Genomic DNA, 22,168 nt, shown 5'->3' with positions numbered 1-22,168 from the left:
TCACTATTTTATAGGGGATGGCTGGCCATGTGGGCTTGAGCGCAAATATTGCTTTGGTGCCTGCACTTGCGCGCCCAACTCGGCCGCAGCATGCCAAGGCCAATGTGGGTTATATAAAATACCCCGCGCTAAAGCGACACCATCAGCACGTTCATCACTGAGAATACTTTCAGCTTGCTGCGCCTCGGTAATTAAACCCACCGCTATCACTGGCATATTCACAACCTGTTTAATGGCGGTTGCAAACGGCACCTGAAAATTCTTAGCAACAGGTATATCTTGCTCAGGGCTTAAACCCGCAGTGCTTACATGAATAAAGTCACACCCTAACGCGTCAAGCGCTTTTGCCAGTTCAATTGATTGCGGTAAATCCCAACCACCATCAACCCAATCGGTTGCTGAAATACGTACACCCACCGCTTTATTGCTTGGAAATGCCGTTCTTACAGCTTTAAATACGTCGAGTAATAATCGCATTCTATTTTCTAGGCTACCACCGTATTGATCATCACGTTTGTTTGCCAGCGGCGATAAGAACTGGTGTAGCAAATAACCGTGTGCGCCATGTATTTCTATTAAATCAAGGCCCAACTCGTCAGCGCGCTTTGCCGCATTAACAAAGTCACTTATGAGCGAATCTATATCATCTTGGTTCATCGCTTTGGGAGTGGGGCTGTTTTCATCATAGGCAATGGCTGATGGCGCAACCGTTTGCCAACCATTGAGGTGATCGGGCATAAGTACCCCACCGCCATCCCATGGTTTATCGGTTGACGCTTTTCGACCTGCATGGGCTAATTGAATACCAATAGGCATTGGGCTGTATTGTCTTACGGCCGTTAAACTTTTTGCTAATGCAGCTTGGGTAGTATCATCCCATAATCCTAAATCGGCGTAACTAATTCGCCCTTCGGGATTAACGGCCGTCGCTTCTAAAATAAGTAAACCCGCTCCACTTAAACTCAATTGCCCTAAATGAATGGTATGCCAGTCACTTGCAGCGCCATTGTTGGCCGAGTACTGGCACATGGGTGCAATAATAATTCGATTATCTAGGCTTAACTTACCAAGTGACAATGGTGAAAACAGCTTTGACATTATAAATCCTCATATAACTAACTCACAGCCACAACTAAATTGTGCTGTTGGTGTTATCAATAATTAAACGTGTATTTATAAAGGTTATGGGGGGGAATATTCATTTTTATAGTGTTTATAAAAATATAAGTAATGACGTTTTAAACTATTCATTATCCAGTTTTTATCTATATTAGGCACAGTTATTATTTTGGTTGATTTTAAAGCAACGCCTTTGTTTATTTAATATACAGCGTGAAACACTCAAACTCACTTTTATATTTTTATTCTAAAAAAGTGAATTAAAATTCATATTTTTATTTCCATCACTAAAACACCCTGATACTATTAGCGCTCATTTATAAACACATTTTATTGAACTAGGATCACTTTTTATGTTTAAACCAAGCCTGTTAACCTTGGCTGTATCAAGCGCACTGAGCGGTGTATTATTTAGCAGTAATGCAGTGGCACAAGAGCAAGTTATTGAAAAGAACAAATCGCTTGAAGTTATTGAGGTTACAGCAACGCGCCGAAGTGGCTCAATTCAAGCTGCGCCTCTTAACATTACCGCGCTCGATGCTGATGTAATGAAAGATCAAAACATCAGTGAGTTGGCCGATGTAGCACGTTGGGTACCGGGCTTAACAATTACAGATCAAGGTGGCCGTGCCGGTTCACCTATTATAGTCCGTGGTTTAAATACTAATTCATCAGGGCCTTCATCAGATGGTGGCACTGTTGCCACTTATATTAATGAAATTCCTGTCTCAGTTGATATGCGTTTAGTTGATGTAGAGCGTGTGGAAGTGCTTATTGGGCCGCAAGGCACATTATATGGAGCTGGCACACTTGGTGGCGCTATTCGCTATATGCTTAAAGAACCAGAACTTGATTTCACCTCAGGTGAAGTATTTGGTGATGTTTTTCAAACTCAAGAAAGTGATTCGGTCGGTGGTGAAGCGGGCTTTATCTTCAATTTACCATTAATTGAAGACAAACTTGCTGTTCGTACCAGCTTAAATATTTATGAAGACCCAGGGTTTATTGACTACGGCTATACCGTTCGTGAACCAGGTGTGTCGATAACCGACCCTGATTGGACAAACCTTGATGCAGTCAACAGCAATTTTAAAAATGTAAAAGACGCGAACGGTGAAACAACCACAACTGGCCGTATTTCTTTGCGTTACAAAGCAAACGAGTCATTCGAAGGTACATTAAACTACTTCTATCAAAAGCAAGATACTGAGGGTCGTTCCATTGTTCATCACAACAGCCTTAATGCTAACAATGGCTTAAGTGATCGCATTGGCAAATACGAGTCAGCGTACCGTTATGAAGAGCCACGGATAAAAGAAGACCAATTATTGAGCCTTGAACTTAAAGCTGACTTAGGTTTTGCTGAGCTAGTATCAGCTACCGGTATTTCACAATTTGACGCCGATGGGCAACGTGATCAAACAGATCTTTTAATTCGCTTAGACTATGGCTACGAAGAGTTTCCTTCGTTTTCAGCATTTACCCGTGAAATTGACGAAAAAGACACCTTTACCCAAGAACTGCGTTTAGTCTCACAAAGTGATAGCGATTTAAGCTGGATTGTTGGTGGTTTTTACAACAAAACTGACACCGATGCATCAAGCAGAGAGTACACACCAGGGTTTGATCAATTCGCGGTTGATAATTTCGATGGCGCACAACTTAGACCAGACTCTTTAGAGTATTTAGAAATTACTGGCAGCAAAGTGACTGAATCAGCGCTTTTTGGTGAAGTGGGTTACCAAGTAACCGATAAACTCGACATTACCATTGGCGCGCGTTTTTACGAATACGATGTTGAGTCAAAAGCGGCTTTTGACTTCCCATTAGCAAATACCTTGTATGAAGGTGCTGCACCTGATGCAATTTCAGTTAATTTTGAAGAAAATAAAGCAGGTGACAACGGTAATCTATTTAAATTTAATGCTAAGTATCAGTTTACTGATACTGTAATGGGATACGCCACTGTTAGCGAAGGCTTTAGAATTGGTGGCTCAAATGGCCTAGTGCCTTGTCCTGTGCCCTTACCTGAGGATCAACAAACAGGCTGTGGTACACCTGATGAAATGCTATACGATGCCGATACCACAACTAACTATGAGCTAGGCTTTAAAAGTACATGGTTTGGAAGCCAACTACACTTTAACGCCGCCCTATTCAATGTTGATTGGGATAACGCACAAATTGCAGGGGCAACCACCGTTGGCCAATTACCGTACCTGTCAAATGCAGGTAGCGCTAATGCTAAAGGGATTGAGGTTGCCACACGTGCAATTTTATCAGACTCATTTACTGCCTATGCAACTTATGCCTATACAAAAGCAGAGCTAACTTCAGACGCACCGTATTTATTTAATTCTGACGGGAGTGATGGCGCGGTAGATGGCGACCGTTTACCAGGCTCGCCAGAGCATCAGTTCTCTATGGGGATTAACTACCAAACAGACGTGTTAAATGATAAAACCTTAGATATTAACTACGGTTTAACTGCACAAAGTGATGTAATTTCAAAAGTAGGCCTACGTGACAACGGTGAAGCACTCCCGGGTTATAGCTTAAGTAATATTTCAGCTAAATTAACCGCCGATGCATGGTCGACTACTTTATATGTAGATAACCTATTTAATAAATATGCGGTTACCTCTGTTCGTCGTTCGGATGCGGATATTACAACAGCCAATGGCGCAGACATACAACGTAACTATGGTTACTATATTAATCGCCCGCTTACTGTTGGCATTAAATTTAACTATAAGTTTGAAATATAATTAGGGCCTGCTGTTCTTTATGGATTAAATTTGTTCAAACTAGGGGCGATTTAATCGAGGCGCAAGGTTTGTAACCTAGTGGGCTAAGTAAAAACCGAGCAACAAAGAGTTAATTGCCCCTAGGCAGAACCCTTAAGGGCAGCGCCTGTTTGGCATTGATGCTGCGTTATCACCTATTTATGGGGAATAACCACACTACATAGGCTCTGCCTTGCCTTAATACCAAACAGACTGCTGCAAATTCAACCTTGAAAGGTCAACAGGCCCAACGATAAGTTTAAGTACAATCAAGAGGCTCAAATTAATTTTGAGCCTTTTTATTTGTAAGCACATTATTTATAAGAGTATTTATGCAGCCAAACTTAAAGCAAATACACCAAAGCGCTATAAACAACTTAAACCAAGGCAACATTCAGCAAGCGCATAAAGCACTGGTTGAGCTAGTGACACAGCAGCCTGACTTTGCTGATGGCTACTTTTTACTCGCCATGGTTAATTTACAGGTTGGCCAAATTTATAAAGCAATAAAGCTAATTGAAAAAGCATTAAGCTTTACTAAGTCTATTGAATATACAGCGCAACTTGCCAAGTGTTACGCCCTTACTGGCGATTTACAAAAAGCGAAAAGCACCGCACTCAGCGTTAAGCTTGAACATATTAGTAAAGCACTTGATGCCGATACATTAGGCGTCGCACTAACCCAAGCGGGTTTACATCAGCAAGCGGCTGACTACTTTACATGCGCGTTAAGTTTGGCTGAAGCGAGTAATACTCGTCAGCCGCAGTTTTATTATAACTATGGGGTATGTGCTAAATTTTTAGGCCAGTTTGAAAAGGCGCAGCACGCGTTTGAAAATGCCATTGCACTGAATCCGCTTCATCATCAAAGTCATTTTGCTTTAGCTGATTTAACTAAAGTCACTGAGCAAAACAACCACATAGCGCGATTAAAAAACGTATTTACACAGGTCAATCATCCTGACGCTAAACTGCATATAGGTCATGCGCTCGCAAAAGAATATCAAGACCTAGGAGAATTTTCAGCAGCCTTTGCCGCGTTACAACAAGGTAAAAAAGCAAAACACGCTAATAAGGCGTTTGATAATCAAGCGTCTGAGGCTTTATTTTCACATATAAAACAGCTCAGTGTTAAATATAAAAACCAACAAACAGCTGGCAACCAAAGCTGTGAGCCAATTTTTGTGTTAGGTATGCCGCGCTCTGGCACCACATTAGTTGAGCGCATTTTATCAAGCCACAGCGACGTACAATCGGCTGGCGAGCTGCAAGATTTTGGCCTAAGTGTAAAAAAGCTTAGCCAAACACCCACGCCTCAAGTACTCGATACAGACACCTTAAGCCAAGCTTACCAGCTTGATTTTGCAAAACTTGGCAGCACTTACCTTGAAGCGACCCGTGTAGTTACCGGTAGCCATAAACACTTTATTGATAAATTACCGTTTAACTTTTTTTATATCGATTTAATTACCAAAGCACTGCCTAATGCTAAAATCATTTGCCTACTTCGCGACCCCATGGACACCTGTATTGGTAACTATCGTCAGCTATTTACCATTAACAACCCGTATTATGCTTACTCGTTAGACTTACTCGACACAGCTAAATTTTACAGCCGCTTTTATAAACTAATGCAGCACTTTAGCGCCCTACACAGCAATATTAAACTAGTAAAATACGAAGAACTTGTAGCCGCACCAGAGCAAAAGATAAAAGAGTTAGTGAGCTATTGCGACTTAGACTGGCAACCACAGTGCCTTGATTTTCATTTAAACACCGCACCGGTTTCAACCGCCAGCAAAATGCAAGTGCGCCAACCGCTTAACAACAAAGCCATAGGCCGCTGGAAAAAGTTTAAGCCCCATACCGATGAAGCGCAGGCTTACTTTTTAAAGCAAAATATACCAATTGAATAAAGATTTGGGGTGCAGGGGGTAGCTCTCATTTTTTCAGCCCCTAAATACGGGGAGTTTTAAAACGTGAGATTGGTGTTTAATTTTTATGTGGGTTAGGTTGAGCGAAGCGAAACTCAACGAAAAAAGGCTGTCTCAATTAACGTTAGCGTTTTGTATTTTCGATAGTCTGCAACGTGCCATAATCACTTTTTATGTTTTGATTACTGCGACATACCTATTATCCAAGGCATAGTAATACCTAAACTGACCGACGATACTCCAAGGATAAACTTTAGATGATTCATAGAACTACATTTTGAATACATATATATCCCTGAAAAAAGCGCAATTACCGACCACATGGCAGACCCCATAAAATATGCTCGAATTGCACTTTGATTTAGTGCCGTTGTATAAGCAGGGTCTGCAATAAAATTTAAAAGAAGTGCGACGAATACCCCCATGAACGGTAAAAAACCTATCATAAAAATTCTTTTCTTGAGCACCCATTTCTTCATATGTAAATCCATTCGATTAAAAACATAACTTTCCAATAACGGGCGCAGGCATGTAGGGCATAACGGCGAAGCCGCCCCGCGTGTATGCGTCCCAGCGAACGAAGTGTGTGTTTATTGGCTTGTTATGTGGCATTCGAGACAGCCGCTGTTATAGAAGTAAACACAGCAACTGAAAGAATGAAGAACAAGAGGAAGTTGCTAGAACGTTTCTTCTGGAGACTCTTTTCATGATGCTGGAGAATTTTAGCGGAATCTCCTTTAAAACGTCCAAACCTATTAACTTTATATTTTTTGATTCAGGTAGTTGAACAAAATAGTCTGGATACACTGATAAATAACTATATAGCGTCTGGCTATCTATTCCAGATGCATTAGCTAACGACACCAAGCTACTGCCTTTAGATCCAGACTTTTCCATACAGGCCATTATTTGTGTCAATTCATTTTGAGTCATTGTCCACTCCTTGTTGCCACATCACGCCGCAAATAAACGACAAAAATTAGTTGGCTAAAATTTGTGAGGTACGAACAAAGCCAACTAGTTTTTGTCCGCACTTTTTAATTTGCTTTGTTATATGCCGATTACCAATTCGCCTGCTTAGTTTTTTTATAACCTAGCCACATAGTAATTGCTAGCGTTAAACATCCCAACAAAATGAAAATAGCTGTTACATTTGGGGACTCTTGCACAATGCCAAGATTTCCATTTAACCATGCAGGGAAGAATATACTAAATGGGATGTAGGTAACGATAAACAACAGAAACCAAATATATTGGCTAAACACGTTTAACAAACTACGACGATTAACCAGTTTAAGTTTATCTGCTAAATGTTTATGGAACTTTACGATACTCAAGCAGAGCCAAACATAGACCACAAATGAAACTACAAAAATAGCAATATTCACATAACTCTCTTAGGCATATAACGCCCTAATTTGGCGGCACAAACACGTGGGCTATACTGCGAAGCAGCCCGCGTGTTTGTGTCCCCAACATCTGATTGTTATGCATAGCCAAACTCTAAAAGAGCCATAAATGCTAACAGAGAAACAACACTACCGACCAAGTAAACCCTGGATTGCTTGTAGCTGTGAGGGTTCTCTGTTTTGTTTAACATTTTGGCCAAACCTGATACAAACGTTTGCCCGCTGGCAGTAGATATTTTTCTTTCTAAAACAACCATACCCAAATTGATACCAAAAAACATAAACAAAATTAAAACAAAAAGCGTTGAGATAATCGTTGCTGTACTTTCAATATTTACCAAGCCGAGTCCTTTTTATGCATAACGCCGTTTTAAGCGGCAAATTGCAGTTGGCTAAAATAAGTGAGGAACGAACAAAAGGCCAACTGTAATTTGTCCGACTTGAAAACCCTTGTTAGGTTTACTTACGCAAAAGCTTTATATTGTTCTGCTTTTTAATTATTTCATTAACAGCATATTCAGCCATACCAATATCACCAGAATCTACTTTTTGCTGCAAAATTGAGATATCTATTGCACGCTTAGGGTATTCTTCTCGGCTTTTATTTACTGTTTCAAGTTTACTCTTTAGACTTGGAAAGTTATTGAAATTTAAATGTCGGTATTTAATGTTTCCATCACCTTTATATTCATTTAAAACTTCATCCATATTTTTCACTTTAAAAGTAACATCATTGTTAGGTGTAGTAGATAAAGATGAAATATTGGTACTTTGGTTTTTATCTACTCCTATACCTTTCCCATAGAAAGAATAAGCAAATTGATAAAGCTGTGGTGATAGTGAAAGTACAGCAACCAAAGTTCCAATAGCTGTATATTTGCTTGGGAGACTCCATGAATTCCACTGTTTTCTTGATGGTATCAATATAACCTCTTTCGTAAACCTAACGCCCCAATATGCCGACGAAACGAGCACAGCGAGTTGAGGTCGGAATAATTGGCTTGTTAGCTTTCACTTCTACCAACTTGTTTTGCTATTTGCCCACTCAAAGAAAAATGAACCTCGATGTCTGTTGGGTTAATATTGCTAATTTTATATTCACCACCTAACAACCAAGGTTGTATTAAACTATATATTTGGCCGTTAGATAATACTTTGCCAGATTGAATTAAATCACCGACCATTTGTATAGCAAAACATTCAACAACAAATTCTTTGTCTGATAGAAGTTCGTTAAACTGTTCAGGTGACTCAGCTACCTTAGAAAATTCTGCTCCGCCAGTATCTAACCACCAAACTTCTCCATTTTCGAAATGCTGTACAAATGCGTCACCAGACGCTGACATCAGAATTGGTAAGAATTTACCCTCTAAAAGCCACTCCCAATCACTGAGTAAAGAGTCTCGATTTAGATGAGAAAAATTTACGGTTAAATCATTCAGAGTCATCGACACTTCCTGTGAAAGCTAACAATTTAATAGTGCGCTCATCGCGCATATTTCTGCCGACTTAACGCTCATTTATCTAGCTTATATAGTTTTAACAAATAACCTAAGGTATTACTATCACAAAGTTTTCTAAAACTTTTAAGTAAAATTAAATGAAACAATATGCGCGCGTCGCTCATTTTCATGAATATATGAGCAAAGGGCTATTTAGCTAATTAATTAACGACGATTTTTTTTGCCAATCTCAATGCCCGGTTATTACTCATCGGCGTCGCGAATACGTTCTTTACGTTCTTGCTCTTCATCAAAGGCGGCTTGAATTTCGTCAAGTACTGAATCTACATCTGCAACTTCGCTGTCGTCTTCAAATTCGCCACTGAGTTGTGAGTGCGGGGTTAAGTTAGCATCTGCAAACAATGCCCACATTTCTTTGGCGTATTGCGTGTGTAATAACGCAGGTGCAAATTGGCCATAATAGCGGCGCATGTTATTTACATCACGGGCAAACATCGCCTCGGCGCTATTATTAGCAGAGGCGTTAACCGCTTGGGGTAAATCAATAATTACTGGGCCGTTGCTATCAACAAGTACATTAAACTCCGATAAATCACCATGAATAATCCCAGCGCACAGCATTAATTTGATGTAATGCATCATTAATGTATGTTGCTCAATGGCTTGTTGTTCGGTTAAATCAACTGCACCAAGCTGAGGTGCAACATCGCCTTCATCATCACTTACAAGTTCCATTAACAAAACACCGTCAATGCAGCCGTAAGTTTGCGGTACGCGAACACCTGCTGAAGATAAACGCGACAGCGCGTCAACTTCGGCATTTTGCCAAATTTCTTCTTCTAATTGACGGCCATAGCTTGAACGCTTACCCATAGCACGGGCTTGGCGGCCACCACGTACTTTTCGCCCTTCTTGGTACTGTGCTGCCTTTTTAAAACTGCGCTTACTGGCCTCTTTATATACTTTAGCGCAGCGAATTTCATCGCCACAGGCCACCACAAATACATCGGCCTCTTTACCGCTCATTAACCGGCTGATCACTTCATCAATAAAACCATCATCAACTAATGGCTGTAAGCGTTTAGGTATTTTCAAACGACACCTACTAAAAATACAGGGTTGGCTTTTTGTTTTGCTATGTGGTTCAAACGAGGCATACCTTTGGGGATTGAAGAAAGTTATAAATTATTAGTAAACTTTAAAGTTACATTTAATGACTAAATTACTCAGCTAGAATAAGCGACTACAGCGAAAAAGCCAACCGCCTTTTGTGCTTTTAAACATTATTGAACAAGAACCGAGATGAAACCAAAAAACGAGTACGGTTTAGCGTACTCGTTTACTTTGTATTATTAAAAAGTGTTTAGAACTGCCACACTAAAGACGCCCAATAGCGACGGCCATCTTCAACATAGCCATACTCTTGCTCTGTGATCTCTTTATCAAGCAAGTTGTAAATTCCAGCACCAAGTTTAACGCTGTCACTTAGCTGATAATTAGCGCCTAAATTGGCAATGGTATAATCAGGAGCAATTAAACTACTTTGTGAAGGCCCTGTGGTAGGCTGGCTTTCTTCTCCACGATATTGCACACGTAACCATCCGCCTAATTTATCTGTTGGACGCCAATTTAAAGACGTTTGTAAACTATGTTTTGGTAGCTGATTAAGTGGGCTCCCCTTATATTGACCGGTTTTTTGCTCTGAGTCGGTGTAGGTATAACTGGCACTCACATCAATTTCAGTTGAAATATCGTAATCTACTGATAGCTCAATACCTTGGGTTATTGCTTCATCCACATTAATGTACGTAGTTGGCATGGAGCCGAACTGATTTGGGCCATCTGTGCACTGCGTTAATGGGCAAGCTATACGGGTTATTTTGTCATCAAATTCATTATAAAAAACGGTTGTCGATATGCTTAAATCGCGTCCAGAATCATAATAAACACCCATTTCATAGTTAACTGATTGCTCAGGCTTTAAGTCAGGGTTACCATAAATATTACCGCCACGACTCACTTGTCCCCATTGGGCGGTAGATTGGCGAATATTTGGCGCACGGAAACCGGTTGATATGCCGCCTTTAATAGTGATCGCTTTAGATGCGCTATAAACACCATACAAACGTGGGCTCCAGTGACCTGCAAAATTGCCATCATGATCGTAACGTAGGCCTGCGGTGAGCTTAAAGTCATCAGTTGCTGCCCATTCGTTTTCACCAAAAACAGACCATTGCTCGTTTTCTACATGGGTTAAGTCGCTAATTTTATTGCTTGTATAATCATCCAATGACTCTTTTAAATAGGTCGCACCAAACGTAGAGTTATGATTACTATATAGCGGTAAACTCCATGTCGTTTGAATGTCGGTATTTTCGACAAACATTTCACGTGAATTATTATCAAACTTATCATATTTAATATAAGTTCGCGACGAGCCAAAGTCATAAAAACCATTGTGTGACATAGAGTATGTTTGTTGCTCATACTCAGTAGTTGCTGATTCAGGGCAGCCACGTCGACCACAGCTTTCTCCTGGGGCAAGTTCGGCAACTGTTTTACCAAGTGTTTCATCTAATGTTTGTTTTGCCGAGCCAAGTTCAAACATTAATTCGTGACTATCATTAGGTGTTAATGTGAACTTAGCTTTTACATTACTTTGTTCTTTGCCTCGAAATCCAGCTGTAAACTCATCTTCATTTCGCTTTGAAAATTGACCGTATAACTGCACGCCCAATAGATCTGGAATAATGCCTCCAGAAGTGAAAAAGTTGGCTTGGTTTATATCACCTGACTGACTTTGCTCTTGAATGGTGCTGTCTAGACGCAGTTCTCCATACCACTGCTCTGGCGCTTTACGGGTAATAATGTTGATCACACCACCAATTGCATCAGAGCCATACAATGAAGACATCGGCCCTCGTATTACTTCAATACGCTCAATCGCAGAAATTGGCGGCGTCCAAGCACCTTCTACGCCCGGGCCATCACTATTTGGTCGTGTTTCTCTTGAACTTTGGCGTTGTCCGTCGATAAGAATGAGTGTGTATTGGCTTGCCATACCACGCAAGCTAATATCTTTTCTGTCACCTCCGCCAGTCACTATTACACCCGGAATATCAGCCATTGCGTCGGTTAAGTCACGATAAAAGCGTTTTTCTAGCTGCGCTCTGTCGATAACACTAATACTTGCAGGTGCCTCTTTGAGCATTTGTTCGTAACCAGAAGCAGTGACAACCATTACTTCCATATCTTGTTTTGTTTCATCAGCAAAAGCAGGGTTAGCAATTGCAAAAGTACTTAAAATAAATGCAGTTACCGGCCTTAACTTACAACTTACCGTGTTCATGATATTTCTCCGTGACATTCAGCATGTAAATGATAATAATTAGCGTTTGCGATAATAGTGAGAAGTTCCCTTCTTCTCAACGCTATTTTTATTAAAGCTAATTTAAGTAAGGCTTAATGGTATGAGTGATAAGTTAACTAAAACCCTGAATATATTTGTTCGCACAGTGCAAACGGGAAGTATGAGTAAAGCTGCCGCAGACCTTTTAATGACAACCTCTGCAATTAGCCAGCAAATAAAACAAATAGAGCAAGATGTAGGTTTGAGTTTATTTAATCGCAGCCCTCGAGAATTAACGCTTACCGAGGCGGGTGAACTTTATTATCAAAGTTGTTTACAAATGCTTGCCGTTGCAACAGCTACATCAGAACAATTACAGCATTTACAAAATTGCCCGAGTGGGCAATTAAAACTAGCAGCCCCTGTTGGTTTTGGAGGTGGGTTACTAAGTGAGCCTGTAAAGCATTTAATTAGCCAATTTAGTGATATAGATGTGCACTTAACGCTTTCTGACGAGCCCATTGATATGATCAGAACAGGTATAGATTTAGTGCTGGCGATTGGCCCTCTCGAAGACTCAAACTTAATTGCACGCCAGCTCGCTAGTTGGCCATTAATACTGTGTGTTCATAAAAATCATGCACTAGCACAGCAGCCAAAAATCACACTGGATGACCTAAAAGCGCATAACCGCATTGCGCATATAGCTGTTGATCCGGCGCTTACGCACCTTACTCGCGGCGTAAGTACAACACTACCAAAAGCGCGTATTACCATTAATAATATGCAAACTGTGATTCAATTTGTTCTCGACGAGTTAGGCTATGCTATTTTGCCTGAGCCTGAAGTACGCAATTTCTTAGCTACAGGAGAACTTTTAGAAATATGCACTGATTGGCAACTTCCCCATTACGATGTATTTGCTCTAACGCCTGCACGCGACACGTTAGCAGCAAAAACAAAAGCTGCAATTAAAGCACTTAACGCATCATTTTCAGCTATTTAAATAACCTAAGTTCAGGTTAAGGCTTGTTTATAGTTAACTAATTGCAAGCCAAACTCCTACTAGCACCATTAAACTCCCCGCAATACGATTCATCCACTTAATATTATTGCCTTTGGTTAGAATTTATACTTGCAGTTTTTCTGTTATGTAAACGCAAAACAAGCATATAGCTAAGCGCTCATTCAGTAAGACTGCATTATTATTAATACTTTACAGAACATTAATAAACACAGGATTATTACACAGGAGTATACATTACATGGCAACCACACCTAAAAAGTCACATGAGGTTAATAAGATACAATCGGCTTTATTAAACCCAGAGCACAGCATTCAAGTAAGAGGCGCACGTGTTCATAACTTAAAAGATGTGGATGTAAACCTGCCCCGTAATTCACTTGTGGTGTTTACCGGTATATCGGGCTCGGGTAAATCATCGCTCGCCTTTGGAACATTATTTGCCGAATCGCAACATCGTTATCTTGACTCAGTTTCACCTTATGCACGCAGATTAATTGATCAGGTAGACGAGCCTGATGTAGATTCGATCGAAGGCCTGCCACCAGCGGTCGCACTGCAGCAGCAGCGTGGTGCACCCTCGGTACGTTCATCGGTGGGTAGTGTAACCACTATATCTAACGCGCTGCGAATGCTCTACTCACGCGCAGGCGAATACCCCAAAGGGCAAGGCATACTTTACGCCGATGCGTTTTCGCCCAATACGCCACAAGGCGCCTGCCCAGAGTGCCATGGTATTGGCCGCGTTTTTAACGTCACCGAAGAGCTACTAGTCCCCGATCCCACTAAATCAATTAAAGAGCGCGCCATTGCAGCATGGCCGCCTGCTTGGCAAGGTAAAAACCTAAGCCGTATTCTTACCTCTTTAGGCTACGATATTAATAAACCGTGGAATACCCTGCCTAAAAAAGCCCGTGATTGGATTTTATTTACAGACGAAACACCTACAGTGCCCGTGTTTCCTGAGTACACACTTGAGCAAACACAAGTGGCAATTAAAAATGAAGAAAGCCCTAGCTACATGGGTACATTTACAAGTGCTAAACGTTTTGTTTTACAGTCGTTTGCGAGCACTCAAAGCCCACGTACTAAAAAGCGCGTATCGCAGTATATGCAAATATCACAGTGCCCGCAGTGCGAAGGAAAAAAACTCAAAAAAGAGTCGTTATCGGTTAAAGTAGCTGGTCTTGATATAGGCGAAATTTCGCAGCTAACACTCAATGAGCTGGCAGATAAGCTAAGTTTTGCTGCTAATAATCCCGCTAAAAGTAACGCTGCAAACCCCGAAAAAGCCATAGTTGCAAAGCGTATAGCGGGCGACATTCTTAAACGCGTTGAAGCACTTACCAAACTTGGTTTAGGGTATTTATCGCTTGAACGCACCACCCCATCGTTATCGCCAGGTGAATTACAACGCTTAAGGCTTGCAACACAAATTCGCTCAAAATTATTTGGTGTAGTGTATGTGCTAGACGAACCCTCTGCAGGCTTACACCCTGCCGATACACAAGCCTTGTTAGCGGCATTAGATGAGCTAATAGCCGCTGGTAACTCAGTGTTTGTGGTTGAGCACGACGTAAGTGTTATTCGCCATGCTGATTGGGTGGTAGATGTAGGGCCAAATGCGGGCTCCCATGGCGGTAATATTGTTTATAGCGGCCCAGTTGAAGGCTTAAAGCAAATTAGCAGCTCACACACGAGCCAGTATTTATTTAAAAATATCGAAGCGCAACAAACTCACATACAACGTAAACAACGCCCAGCAAAAGCATGGCTAACGCTTAAAAATATTGAGCGTAATAACTTACAAAAACTTAATGTAGAATTTCCGCTTGGGGTTATTACAAGTGTTACAGGGGTATCAGGCTCAGGTAAATCAAGCTTAGTAAGCCAAGCACTTGTTGAATTGGTTTACGATGCACTAGGGCAAAAATCGCAGCCACAAGTACCTACCGATGAAGCCGAGCTACTCGAGCAAGAGATTGATATAACAACCGGCGGGCAAATAACTCACGGCATTGAACACATAAAGCGCCTGGTAACGGTTGATCAAAAAGCCATTGGCCGCACACCTCGTTCAAACCTTGCAACTTACACGGGCTTATTCGATCACGTACGTAAACTGTTTGCCAATACCAAAGAGGCAAAAGCGCGTAAGTACGATGCCGGTCGTTTTTCGTTTAATGTTAAAAAAGGTCGCTGTGAAAATTGCGAAGGCGTAGGCTTTGTAAGCGTGGAGCTGTTATTTTTGCCTAGCGTGTATTCGCCCTGCCCTGTGTGTAACGCCAAGCGCTACAACCAAAAAACACTCGAAATTACCTATAAAGATAAAACCATTGCCGATGTACTTAATTTAACTGTTGAGTCTGCGCATACCTTTTTTGCCGATGAACCCGCCATTTTACGTGCGCTAAATGCGCTGCTACAAGTGGGCCTTGGCTATTTACGTTTAGGCCAACCTGCTACTGAGCTTTCGGGCGGTGAAGCCCAGCGCATTAAACTTGCCACCGAGTTACAGCGTACACAGCGTGGCGATACGCTTTATATTTTAGATGAGCCAACCACTGGCCTGCACCCTAAAGATGTAGCAATGCTAATGGCGCAGTTAAATGGCTTAGTTGATGCGGGCAACACCGTCATTATGGTTGAGCACGATATGCAAGTAGCCAGTAACAGTGATTGGATTATTGATATTGGCCCAGGAGCCGGCGACGAAGGCGGGGTAATAGTTGCACAAGGTAAACCTGAAGAGGTTGCGCAATCTAATAAAAGCCGTACTGCGCCGTTTTTGAATAGCGCTGTAAAGTCACGCATACTCAGATTAAAAGGTTAGCAGTTTTGTATGCTCAAAATAAAAAAGAGCCACGGGCTCTTTTTTAACCCAAAGCTAACCAAACTCCTACTAGCACCATTAAACTCCCCGCAATTCGGTTCATCCACTTGATGTTATTGCCTTTGGTTAAAAATAACCGCAGGCTTTTACCACCTGTTGCGTAAATCATCATACAGATAAACTCTGAAAGTAAAATAATGGCCACCAACACCGCTAACTGTGGCGCAACACTGTATTGCACGTTAATAAAAGGAGGTAATAAGGAAATCATAAACGCCCATCCCTTTGGATTGGCAATGGCGGTTACAAACCCCTGTGAAAATAATGAATATCGGCTCACGGCTGTTGTGTTATGCGTATCAACCGACATTTTTCTTTTCGCACGCCACATATTAATGCCAATGTAAATTAAATAAGCGCCACCTAGCCATTTTAAAATATCAAATGCACTGGGGTAATTAAGCATAACACTGGCTACACCAAGCACCGCGGCTACCGCAACTGTTGCTACACCGAGTAGTTCACCTATCATCATCCATAAAGTTCGTCGCACGCCAATACTCATGCCTAAGGTCATGGCCAGTGTCATACACATACCGGGTGTAATTGATACAAAAAAGAAGGTAGGAATAAATACCGCAAGTGCAGCTACATCAATCATTTAAAGCTCGCAATAGGTTAATAAATTAGTGTTAATTATGAATGAAAGGGTAAAGGAAAAAAGCCAAAGGTGAAATAGCTTCCGATAAATTAGAAGTAACAGCGTCGAGACTCGGGCTACGGGCAACGAGCTTAGCCCGAGGCCCGAGACCCGTAGCTCGAAACTCTTAGCAAATTAATTTACTGTTGTTTCAGTGTCTACTTCGTTATCACTTAGCAAGTACTTATCAAGCCATTGCTCTTGCTCCCACAGTACATGTAATAAGCTTTTACGGGCACGGTAGCCATGAGCTTCGTAAGGAAGCATCACTAAACGCGCTTCTTTACCCAAGCCTTTAAGCGCTGCGTACATACGCTCACTTTGCATTGGAAAAGTGCCCGAATTAGGGTCCTCTTGACCGTGGATCATTAACATAGGTTCGTTAATTTTTTCAGCATGGAAAAACGGCGACATGTTTGCGTACACACTTTGTGCTTGCCAAAAATCACGTTCTTCACCCTGAAAACCAAACGGCGTCAATGTGCGGTTATACGCACCACTGCGGGCAATACCAGCCTTAAATAAATCGCTATGTGCTAATAAATTAGCCACCATAAACGCACCGTAAGAGTGCCCTGCAATAGCAATGTTATCTTTATCGGCAATGCCCTTTTCAACCAGTACATCAACCGCTGCTTTAGCGCTAGAAACCAGCTGTTTTCTAAAGTGATCATTTGGCTCACTACCATCAACGCCTACAATCGGCATTTTAGGATCGTCAAACACCGCAATCCCTTTCGCAAGATAAGGCATAGGGCCCCAGTAACCTATGTAGGTAAATTCGTATTCTGATTCACGCACTTGTGATGCAACTGCTTTATCTTTATATTCAAGTGGATATGCCCACATCAATACCGGTAATGGCCCTTGTGTTTTGTCATACCCTGGTGGTAAATAAAGCGTACCTGAAAGCTCAACACCGTCATCACGGGTATAACGTAGTTGCTCTTTGGTTACGCCTTTAAATGCAGGGTAAGGATGCTCAAACTGAGTAAGCTGTGTTAGCGAGCCTTTATCTAAATCGCGAATGAAAAAGTTTGGCTGCTGCGTTTTAGACTCACGAATAGTAATGAATTTTGTGCCTTCATCGTCTAACAATGCACGCACACGCTCGTAATAAGGCGCTGCTGATTGCCATAAACGTTTGGTGCTATTCGTTTTAACATCGTACTGATCTAAAAAAGGAATGTTTCCTTGCTCAGACGCGCCATCGCCACGTAAGTAGATGTAACGTCCGCCAACAACTTTTATTACGCTAACACCTAAATCGTTACGCTCGTAAATTGCACTCCCTGGATCTTTATAGGCATCGTTATAACTGCGCTCTGAAAATAACACGCGGTTACTATCGGCATTACGTGGTTGAATTACATAAGTGCGCACTTGTCGGTCACTAAAACGCCAATCACTTAGCATAGCAATATTATCATTACCCCATTGTATGCCAGCAAAACGACGCTCTACTTTGGCAAATAATTTAGGGTCGCGTTTAAATGGCGCTCGTAAACTGTAAAGGTAGTCATGATATTCAACCTCAGTTTTCATATCACCGCCATCTTGTGCCTCGGCCCATATGACTTCAGCACCTTGATCGGCTCGCCACTCAAAATCACGACGACCTGTACGCACACTGTCATACCCTTGTGGAATGTTGTCGGCAAGAGGTTGCTTTGCCAGCTCTACTAATGCATAGCCACGCATTCCCCATATTTGCCATGTAGTTGCAAAACGACTGTAAGGGACTTGATACGAAAATGGCTCGTCGATGGTCGCGACTAAAATATTGGTTGAATCAGGCGAAATTGAAAACGATTTAAATAAACCGGCACGGCCAATCGGCTGTGCTTTGCCATCAAGCGTGATATACGCTAATTGACCTTGACCATAAAATTTAAATTGTGCTTCATCAAACGGGCTGGTCAATAAGTTTTGATAAGTCCTTGCTGGGGCTTTTTCGCCAGTACTTTGTTGAATAACCGGCACTGTGCTTTGGGTATCATTGGTTAATCTGGGTTTGTCTAAGTTAACCGCTAAATTCGCCACAATCGCTGTGCTATCGGGTAACCACTGATAAGGTGTAGCGGTTAATACTGAATTTAGTGCAAACTCATTTAACTGCTTTGCTTGCTTGGTTTTAACGCTATAAACCCAAAGTCGTGCGTTATCCGGTTGTTCAACAATAAACGCTAAATACTCGCTATTTGCTGACCAGCGAGGAGAGCGAATGATCCCCTGCGGCAAATTATTTACGTTAACCACAGTACCACTTTCTACATGCTTAAGTTCTAAAGCACTGTATTTGGCACTTACCCGTGAGCGTGAAAAGTTAGCTGGGTTGAGCTTGATCCCCGCAAGCTTAAATTCTTCTTTTGCCAGCTCATCAAGCGACACAACACGCTTGCGTTCAAACAAAGCCAGCCACTGTCCATCACTTGATAAAGAACTAGTTGGTGCTAACTTAGCATCTACGAGTGTAGCAAGCGCTGGTGAAGGGGTTTGATATCCTTGCTCTGCATAACTTGCAGGCAATAAAACAATGCAGCCTACCAAGGCAATTAACAGCCTAAAAGCATTCATGTTTTCATCCTTTTTATTGTTAAATATTACCGGATATATAAACACGTTTTGCACCATTCATAAAGTGTTAAGCTAAGTAATGACTTAAGTAGCCTGAATACGCTAAAATACACGCCTATTTACTCAACGCTAAAATCGGTTGTTTATGTCCATTAATTTGCAGCATTTTAGTTTTTCGAAATCATACTCTGCTTTTTAAATACCGTTACAGCTTTTAAAAATATACCACTGTGTTTGAGTCTGTTTTTCCATCAAATAATTAGAGAATCTAGCCAATGAAAAAAGTGCTGGTAATTGGCTATGTATGGCCAGAGCCCAATTCATCTGCTGCAGGTACGCACATGATGTCGTTACTAAATGCGTTTAGGGCGCAAAACTGGGATGTTGAGTTCGCCACGCCCGCACTGCCTACCGAACATATGGTTGACCTTGCCGACTTTGGTATAACCAGCCAAAGCATCGCTCTTAACTGCGATAGTTTTGATGACTATGTTAAAGCTTACAACCCCGATTTAGTGATGTTCGATCGTTTTATGATGGAAGAACAGTTTGGCTGGCGCGTGGATAAGCATTGTCCTAATGCGCTTAAAATTTTGGATACCGAAGATTTACAATGCCTGCGTAATGCTCGCCATGAGGCGCATAAAGCTGAGCGTGAATTTAACCACAGCGATTTACTATCAGACATAGCTAAACGTGAAATAGCCGCTATTTTACGCTGTGATCTCAGCTTAATTATCTCAAGCTATGAGATGGAGCTACTCAATGAAGTGTTTAAAGTTGAGCCTAGTGTGTTGCATCATTTACCTTTTATGGTTGATTTAAGTGCCTTACCTGAGCAAACTAAATCGTATGAACAACGCCAACACTTTATGACCATTGGTAATTTCAGACATGCCCCAAACTGGGATGCGGTACTCTATTTACAAAAAATTTGGCCGCTTATCCGCAAACAACTACCGCAAGCAGAATTACATATTTATGGCTCTTACCCACCACCAAAAGCCACTGCACTTAATAATCCTAAAACCGGCTTTTTAATTAAAGGCTGGGCCGATGATGCGTATGAAGTAATGCAAAGTGCGCGTATTTGCTTAGCTCCTTTGCGTTTTGGGGCTGGTATTAAAGGTAAACTTTTAGAAGCCATGATCATGCAAACCCCAAGCATCACCACGCCTATTGGCAGCGAAGGTATGCACAGCACGTTGCCGTGGCCAGGTGTGGTAACAGCAGATACGCAAGCTTTTGCAGATGCCGCAGTCTCTTTATACAACAACGAGGCTAAATTTAGTGAAGCACAAGCCGCTGGCGGCCTTCTGCTTAATACTCTGTATGACAAAGTACAGTTAAGTGCTCAATTAATTGAAAAAATCGACTCAATAAGCAGTAATTTAGATGCTCACAGGATGAAAAATTTCACGGGTCAAATGCTAAAACATCACACCATGCGCAGCACACAATACATGTCGCAATGGATAGCAGAAAAAAATAAAAAATAACGGTGAGAAATGACTAGACAGACGGCGATTTGTGTTTAAAATCGCCGCAAATAAACTTGGGCAATTTTAGCATTATTGCCTATATTTTTAGCTTAGTTATTTAATAGTTGGTTCAAAACAAATTTGAAAACCGCAACGTTTACAGAAAAACGCAAATTTATCGTTAAATTGGGCAAAATGCTTCATAAGTACGGTACACCGGCATATCGCCTAGAAGCCCATTTAATGGAAGTGGCGACTTACCTCGGTCTTAAATCATCGTTTGTCATGTCGCCAACATCGGTTACCTTTGTTATTTGGACTGATGGCCACGAAGATGAATACACCCATGTTGCTCGCGTAGACCCTGGCGATCATGACTTAGGCTCACTTGCAGATACCGATGATCTCGTTAATAAAATGCTTAATGGTGAATTAACGTTGCAAGAAGTTGATCAGCAACTTGATATCATTTTTGATGCCCCAAACCCTTACAATAGAGTGATTACAGGTATTGCCTTTGCTACCTCTGGCGGCGCATTTGCAATGCTTATGGGCACCAGTTGGAATGACGTGCTGTGGTCTGGTTTATTAACCTTTGTTGTTTATTTATTTGTGCTGTGGTCGGCACGTTCCAAGCGCGTTGCCCACATGTTAGAACCCTTAGTGGCCATTGTTTCAGCGGTACTGGCGTGTGCCATTAGCGTTCATTTAGATGCGCATATTAATATTCGTTTAATTGTTCTGTCGGCCATTATTGTGTTTATTCCAGGCCTAGCACTGGCACTTGGTTTAGCTGAACTCGCAGCGCGGCATTTAGTATCTGGCACAGCACGCGTTATGGACTCGTTTATGTTGCTGTTTAAACTTTATTTTGGTGCATTTATTGGTATTGCTATTGGCTTTGCTATTTTTGGCCAAGCTGATTTTGTACAGCCAGAGCCACTGCCTAAATGGACAGCTTGGTTAGCTATATTTTTACTATGTAGCAGCTTAATTGTGATATTTAGAACTAAGTTTAAACATGCTGCTTGGTCTATTGCTTCAGGATTTATAGCCTACGGCACCAGTATTGGCTCCGCCATGTATTTAGATTACACGCTAGGTACGTTTGTTGGCGCATTTTCTGTCGGTGTATTTAGTAACTTATTTAATCGAGTTGCTAATGCCCCTGCTTCCATTGTAGCTATGCAAGGCTTAATTGTGTTAGTGCCGGGGAGCAAAACGTACATAGGTTTAAACTCACTCATTGAAGGCCAAGACTTTGTTTACGCTGAGCATATTGGACAGCAAACGTTTTTAATATTTATGTCGCTCGTGGCAGGGCTTATTTTTGCAAACGTGGCGCTCCCTCCTAAAAAGAGTCTATAAATGTATGCGCGGTATTGCACAAGAATCACTTCACTTAACGTCCTCTTTTGAGGATTAATCGCATTTTTTAGTATATTGGTTACACATTGTTATAATGAGGTAAATCTTATAAAGCAAAGGAAATA

General features: G+C 41.5%; 17 protein-coding genes and 1 pseudogene. 6 read left to right on the top strand and 12 right to left on the bottom strand.

All coding sequences use genetic code 11. From position 1 onward, the window contains the following. Positions 1–3: 3 nt before the first annotated feature. A complete protein-coding gene (locus AAGD16_RS16570) occupies positions 4–1,098 on the bottom strand; it encodes an NADH:flavin oxidoreductase/NADH oxidase (protein WP_024601086.1) in 1,095 nt (364 codons plus the stop codon). A gap of 374 nt (positions 1,099–1,472) precedes the next feature. Between AAGD16_RS16570 and AAGD16_RS16565 the strand changes: the two genes are divergently transcribed. Together AAGD16_RS16565 and AAGD16_RS16560 are read left to right on the top strand one after the other, a co-directional pair. Further along, positions 1,473–3,887: a TonB-dependent receptor gene (locus AAGD16_RS16565; RefSeq protein WP_377115216.1), complete on the top strand. Its 2,415-nt coding sequence runs from the start codon at positions 1,473–1,475 to the stop codon at positions 3,885–3,887. Positions 3,888–4,237: 350 nt separating this feature from the next. Further along, positions 4,238–5,821 (top strand): tetratricopeptide repeat-containing sulfotransferase family protein, encoded by a 1,584-nt coding sequence (locus tag AAGD16_RS16560; RefSeq protein ID WP_377115213.1) that lies wholly within the window; start codon positions 4,238–4,240, stop codon positions 5,819–5,821. Positions 5,822–6,021: 200 nt separating this feature from the next. Here AAGD16_RS16560 and AAGD16_RS16555 read toward each other — a convergent pair whose 3' ends face one another. The 8 genes from AAGD16_RS16555 to AAGD16_RS16520 form a co-directional block, all read right to left on the bottom strand. Further along, a complete protein-coding gene (locus AAGD16_RS16555; RefSeq protein ID WP_377115210.1) occupies positions 6,022–6,318 on the bottom strand; it encodes a hypothetical protein in 297 nt (98 codons plus the stop codon). A gap of 148 nt (positions 6,319–6,466) precedes the next feature. Further along, positions 6,467–6,772, bottom strand: coding sequence for a hypothetical protein (locus AAGD16_RS16550; RefSeq protein ID WP_377115207.1), 306 nt, complete (start codon positions 6,770–6,772; stop codon positions 6,467–6,469). Between the two features lie 128 nt (positions 6,773–6,900). Next, complete coding sequence (locus AAGD16_RS16545) at positions 6,901–7,227, bottom strand: hypothetical protein (protein ID WP_377111120.1); 327 nt, start codon at positions 7,225–7,227, stop codon at positions 6,901–6,903. Between the two features lie 98 nt (positions 7,228–7,325). Then, entirely contained in the window at positions 7,326–7,589 is a 264-nt protein-coding gene (locus AAGD16_RS16540; RefSeq protein WP_064663381.1) for a hypothetical protein, read from the bottom strand. A gap of 118 nt (positions 7,590–7,707) precedes the next feature. Next, positions 7,708–8,172: a hypothetical protein gene (locus AAGD16_RS16535; protein ID WP_377115203.1), complete on the bottom strand. Its 465-nt coding sequence runs from the start codon at positions 8,170–8,172 to the stop codon at positions 7,708–7,710. Positions 8,173–8,252: 80 nt separating this feature from the next. Next, complete coding sequence (locus AAGD16_RS16530; protein ID WP_377115200.1) at positions 8,253–8,696, bottom strand: T6SS immunity protein Tdi1 domain-containing protein; 444 nt, start codon at positions 8,694–8,696, stop codon at positions 8,253–8,255. Positions 8,697–8,954: 258 nt separating this feature from the next. After that, complete coding sequence (locus AAGD16_RS16525) at positions 8,955–9,806, bottom strand: PA4780 family RIO1-like protein kinase (protein WP_377115197.1); 852 nt, start codon at positions 9,804–9,806, stop codon at positions 8,955–8,957. A gap of 268 nt (positions 9,807–10,074) precedes the next feature. After that, positions 10,075–12,060: a ligand-gated channel protein gene (locus AAGD16_RS16520; RefSeq protein ID WP_377115194.1), complete on the bottom strand. Its 1,986-nt coding sequence runs from the start codon at positions 12,058–12,060 to the stop codon at positions 10,075–10,077. 121 nt (positions 12,061–12,181) lie between these two features. Between AAGD16_RS16520 and AAGD16_RS16515 the strand changes: the two genes are divergently transcribed. Then, entirely contained in the window at positions 12,182–13,066 is an 885-nt protein-coding gene (locus AAGD16_RS16515; protein ID WP_064664095.1) for a LysR family transcriptional regulator, read from the top strand. A gap of 33 nt (positions 13,067–13,099) precedes the next feature. Here AAGD16_RS16515 and AAGD16_RS16510 read toward each other — a convergent pair. Further along, positions 13,100–13,186 (bottom strand): annotated as a pseudogene (locus AAGD16_RS16510) (LysE family translocator); the annotation flags it as partial. 139 nt (positions 13,187–13,325) lie between these two features. On the opposite strand from AAGD16_RS16510, the gene uvrA reads away from it, so the two are divergent. Further along, positions 13,326–15,917: an excinuclease ABC subunit UvrA gene (gene uvrA / locus AAGD16_RS16505; protein ID WP_377115190.1), complete on the top strand. Its 2,592-nt coding sequence runs from the start codon at positions 13,326–13,328 to the stop codon at positions 15,915–15,917. A 43-nt stretch (positions 15,918–15,960) separates the two neighbouring features. Here the strand turns inward: uvrA and AAGD16_RS16500 are convergent, their stop codons facing one another. Together AAGD16_RS16500 and AAGD16_RS16495 are read right to left on the bottom strand one after the other, a co-directional pair. Next, on the bottom strand, positions 15,961–16,578 hold the full coding sequence (locus AAGD16_RS16500) for a LysE family translocator (RefSeq protein WP_377115187.1): 618 nt from the start codon (positions 16,576–16,578) through the stop codon (positions 15,961–15,963). 174 nt (positions 16,579–16,752) lie between these two features. Further along, positions 16,753–19,194, bottom strand: a complete 2,442-nt coding sequence (locus AAGD16_RS16495) for a prolyl oligopeptidase family serine peptidase (RefSeq protein ID WP_377115184.1) — start codon at positions 19,192–19,194, stop codon at positions 16,753–16,755. 275 nt (positions 19,195–19,469) lie between these two features. On the opposite strand from AAGD16_RS16495, the gene AAGD16_RS16490 reads away from it, so the two are divergent. After that, positions 19,470–20,693 carry a glycosyltransferase gene (locus AAGD16_RS16490; protein WP_377115181.1) on the top strand — a complete coding sequence of 408 codons (1,224 nt, stop codon included), beginning with the start codon at positions 19,470–19,472 and terminating at the stop codon, positions 20,691–20,693. 123 nt (positions 20,694–20,816) lie between these two features. Continuing rightward, positions 20,817–22,043, top strand: a complete 1,227-nt coding sequence (locus AAGD16_RS16485) for a threonine/serine exporter ThrE family protein (protein WP_083494678.1) — start codon at positions 20,817–20,819, stop codon at positions 22,041–22,043. The last annotated feature ends 125 nt before the right edge of the window (positions 22,044–22,168 follow it).

This window comes from Pseudoalteromonas sp. M58 (assembly GCF_042604605.1).
In the GTDB taxonomy this organism is placed as follows: domain Bacteria; phylum Pseudomonadota; class Gammaproteobacteria; order Enterobacterales; family Alteromonadaceae; genus Pseudoalteromonas; species Pseudoalteromonas tetraodonis.
Note: the sequence above shows the minus strand (reverse complement) of the source record. Positions and strands in the feature narration are given on the sequence as shown.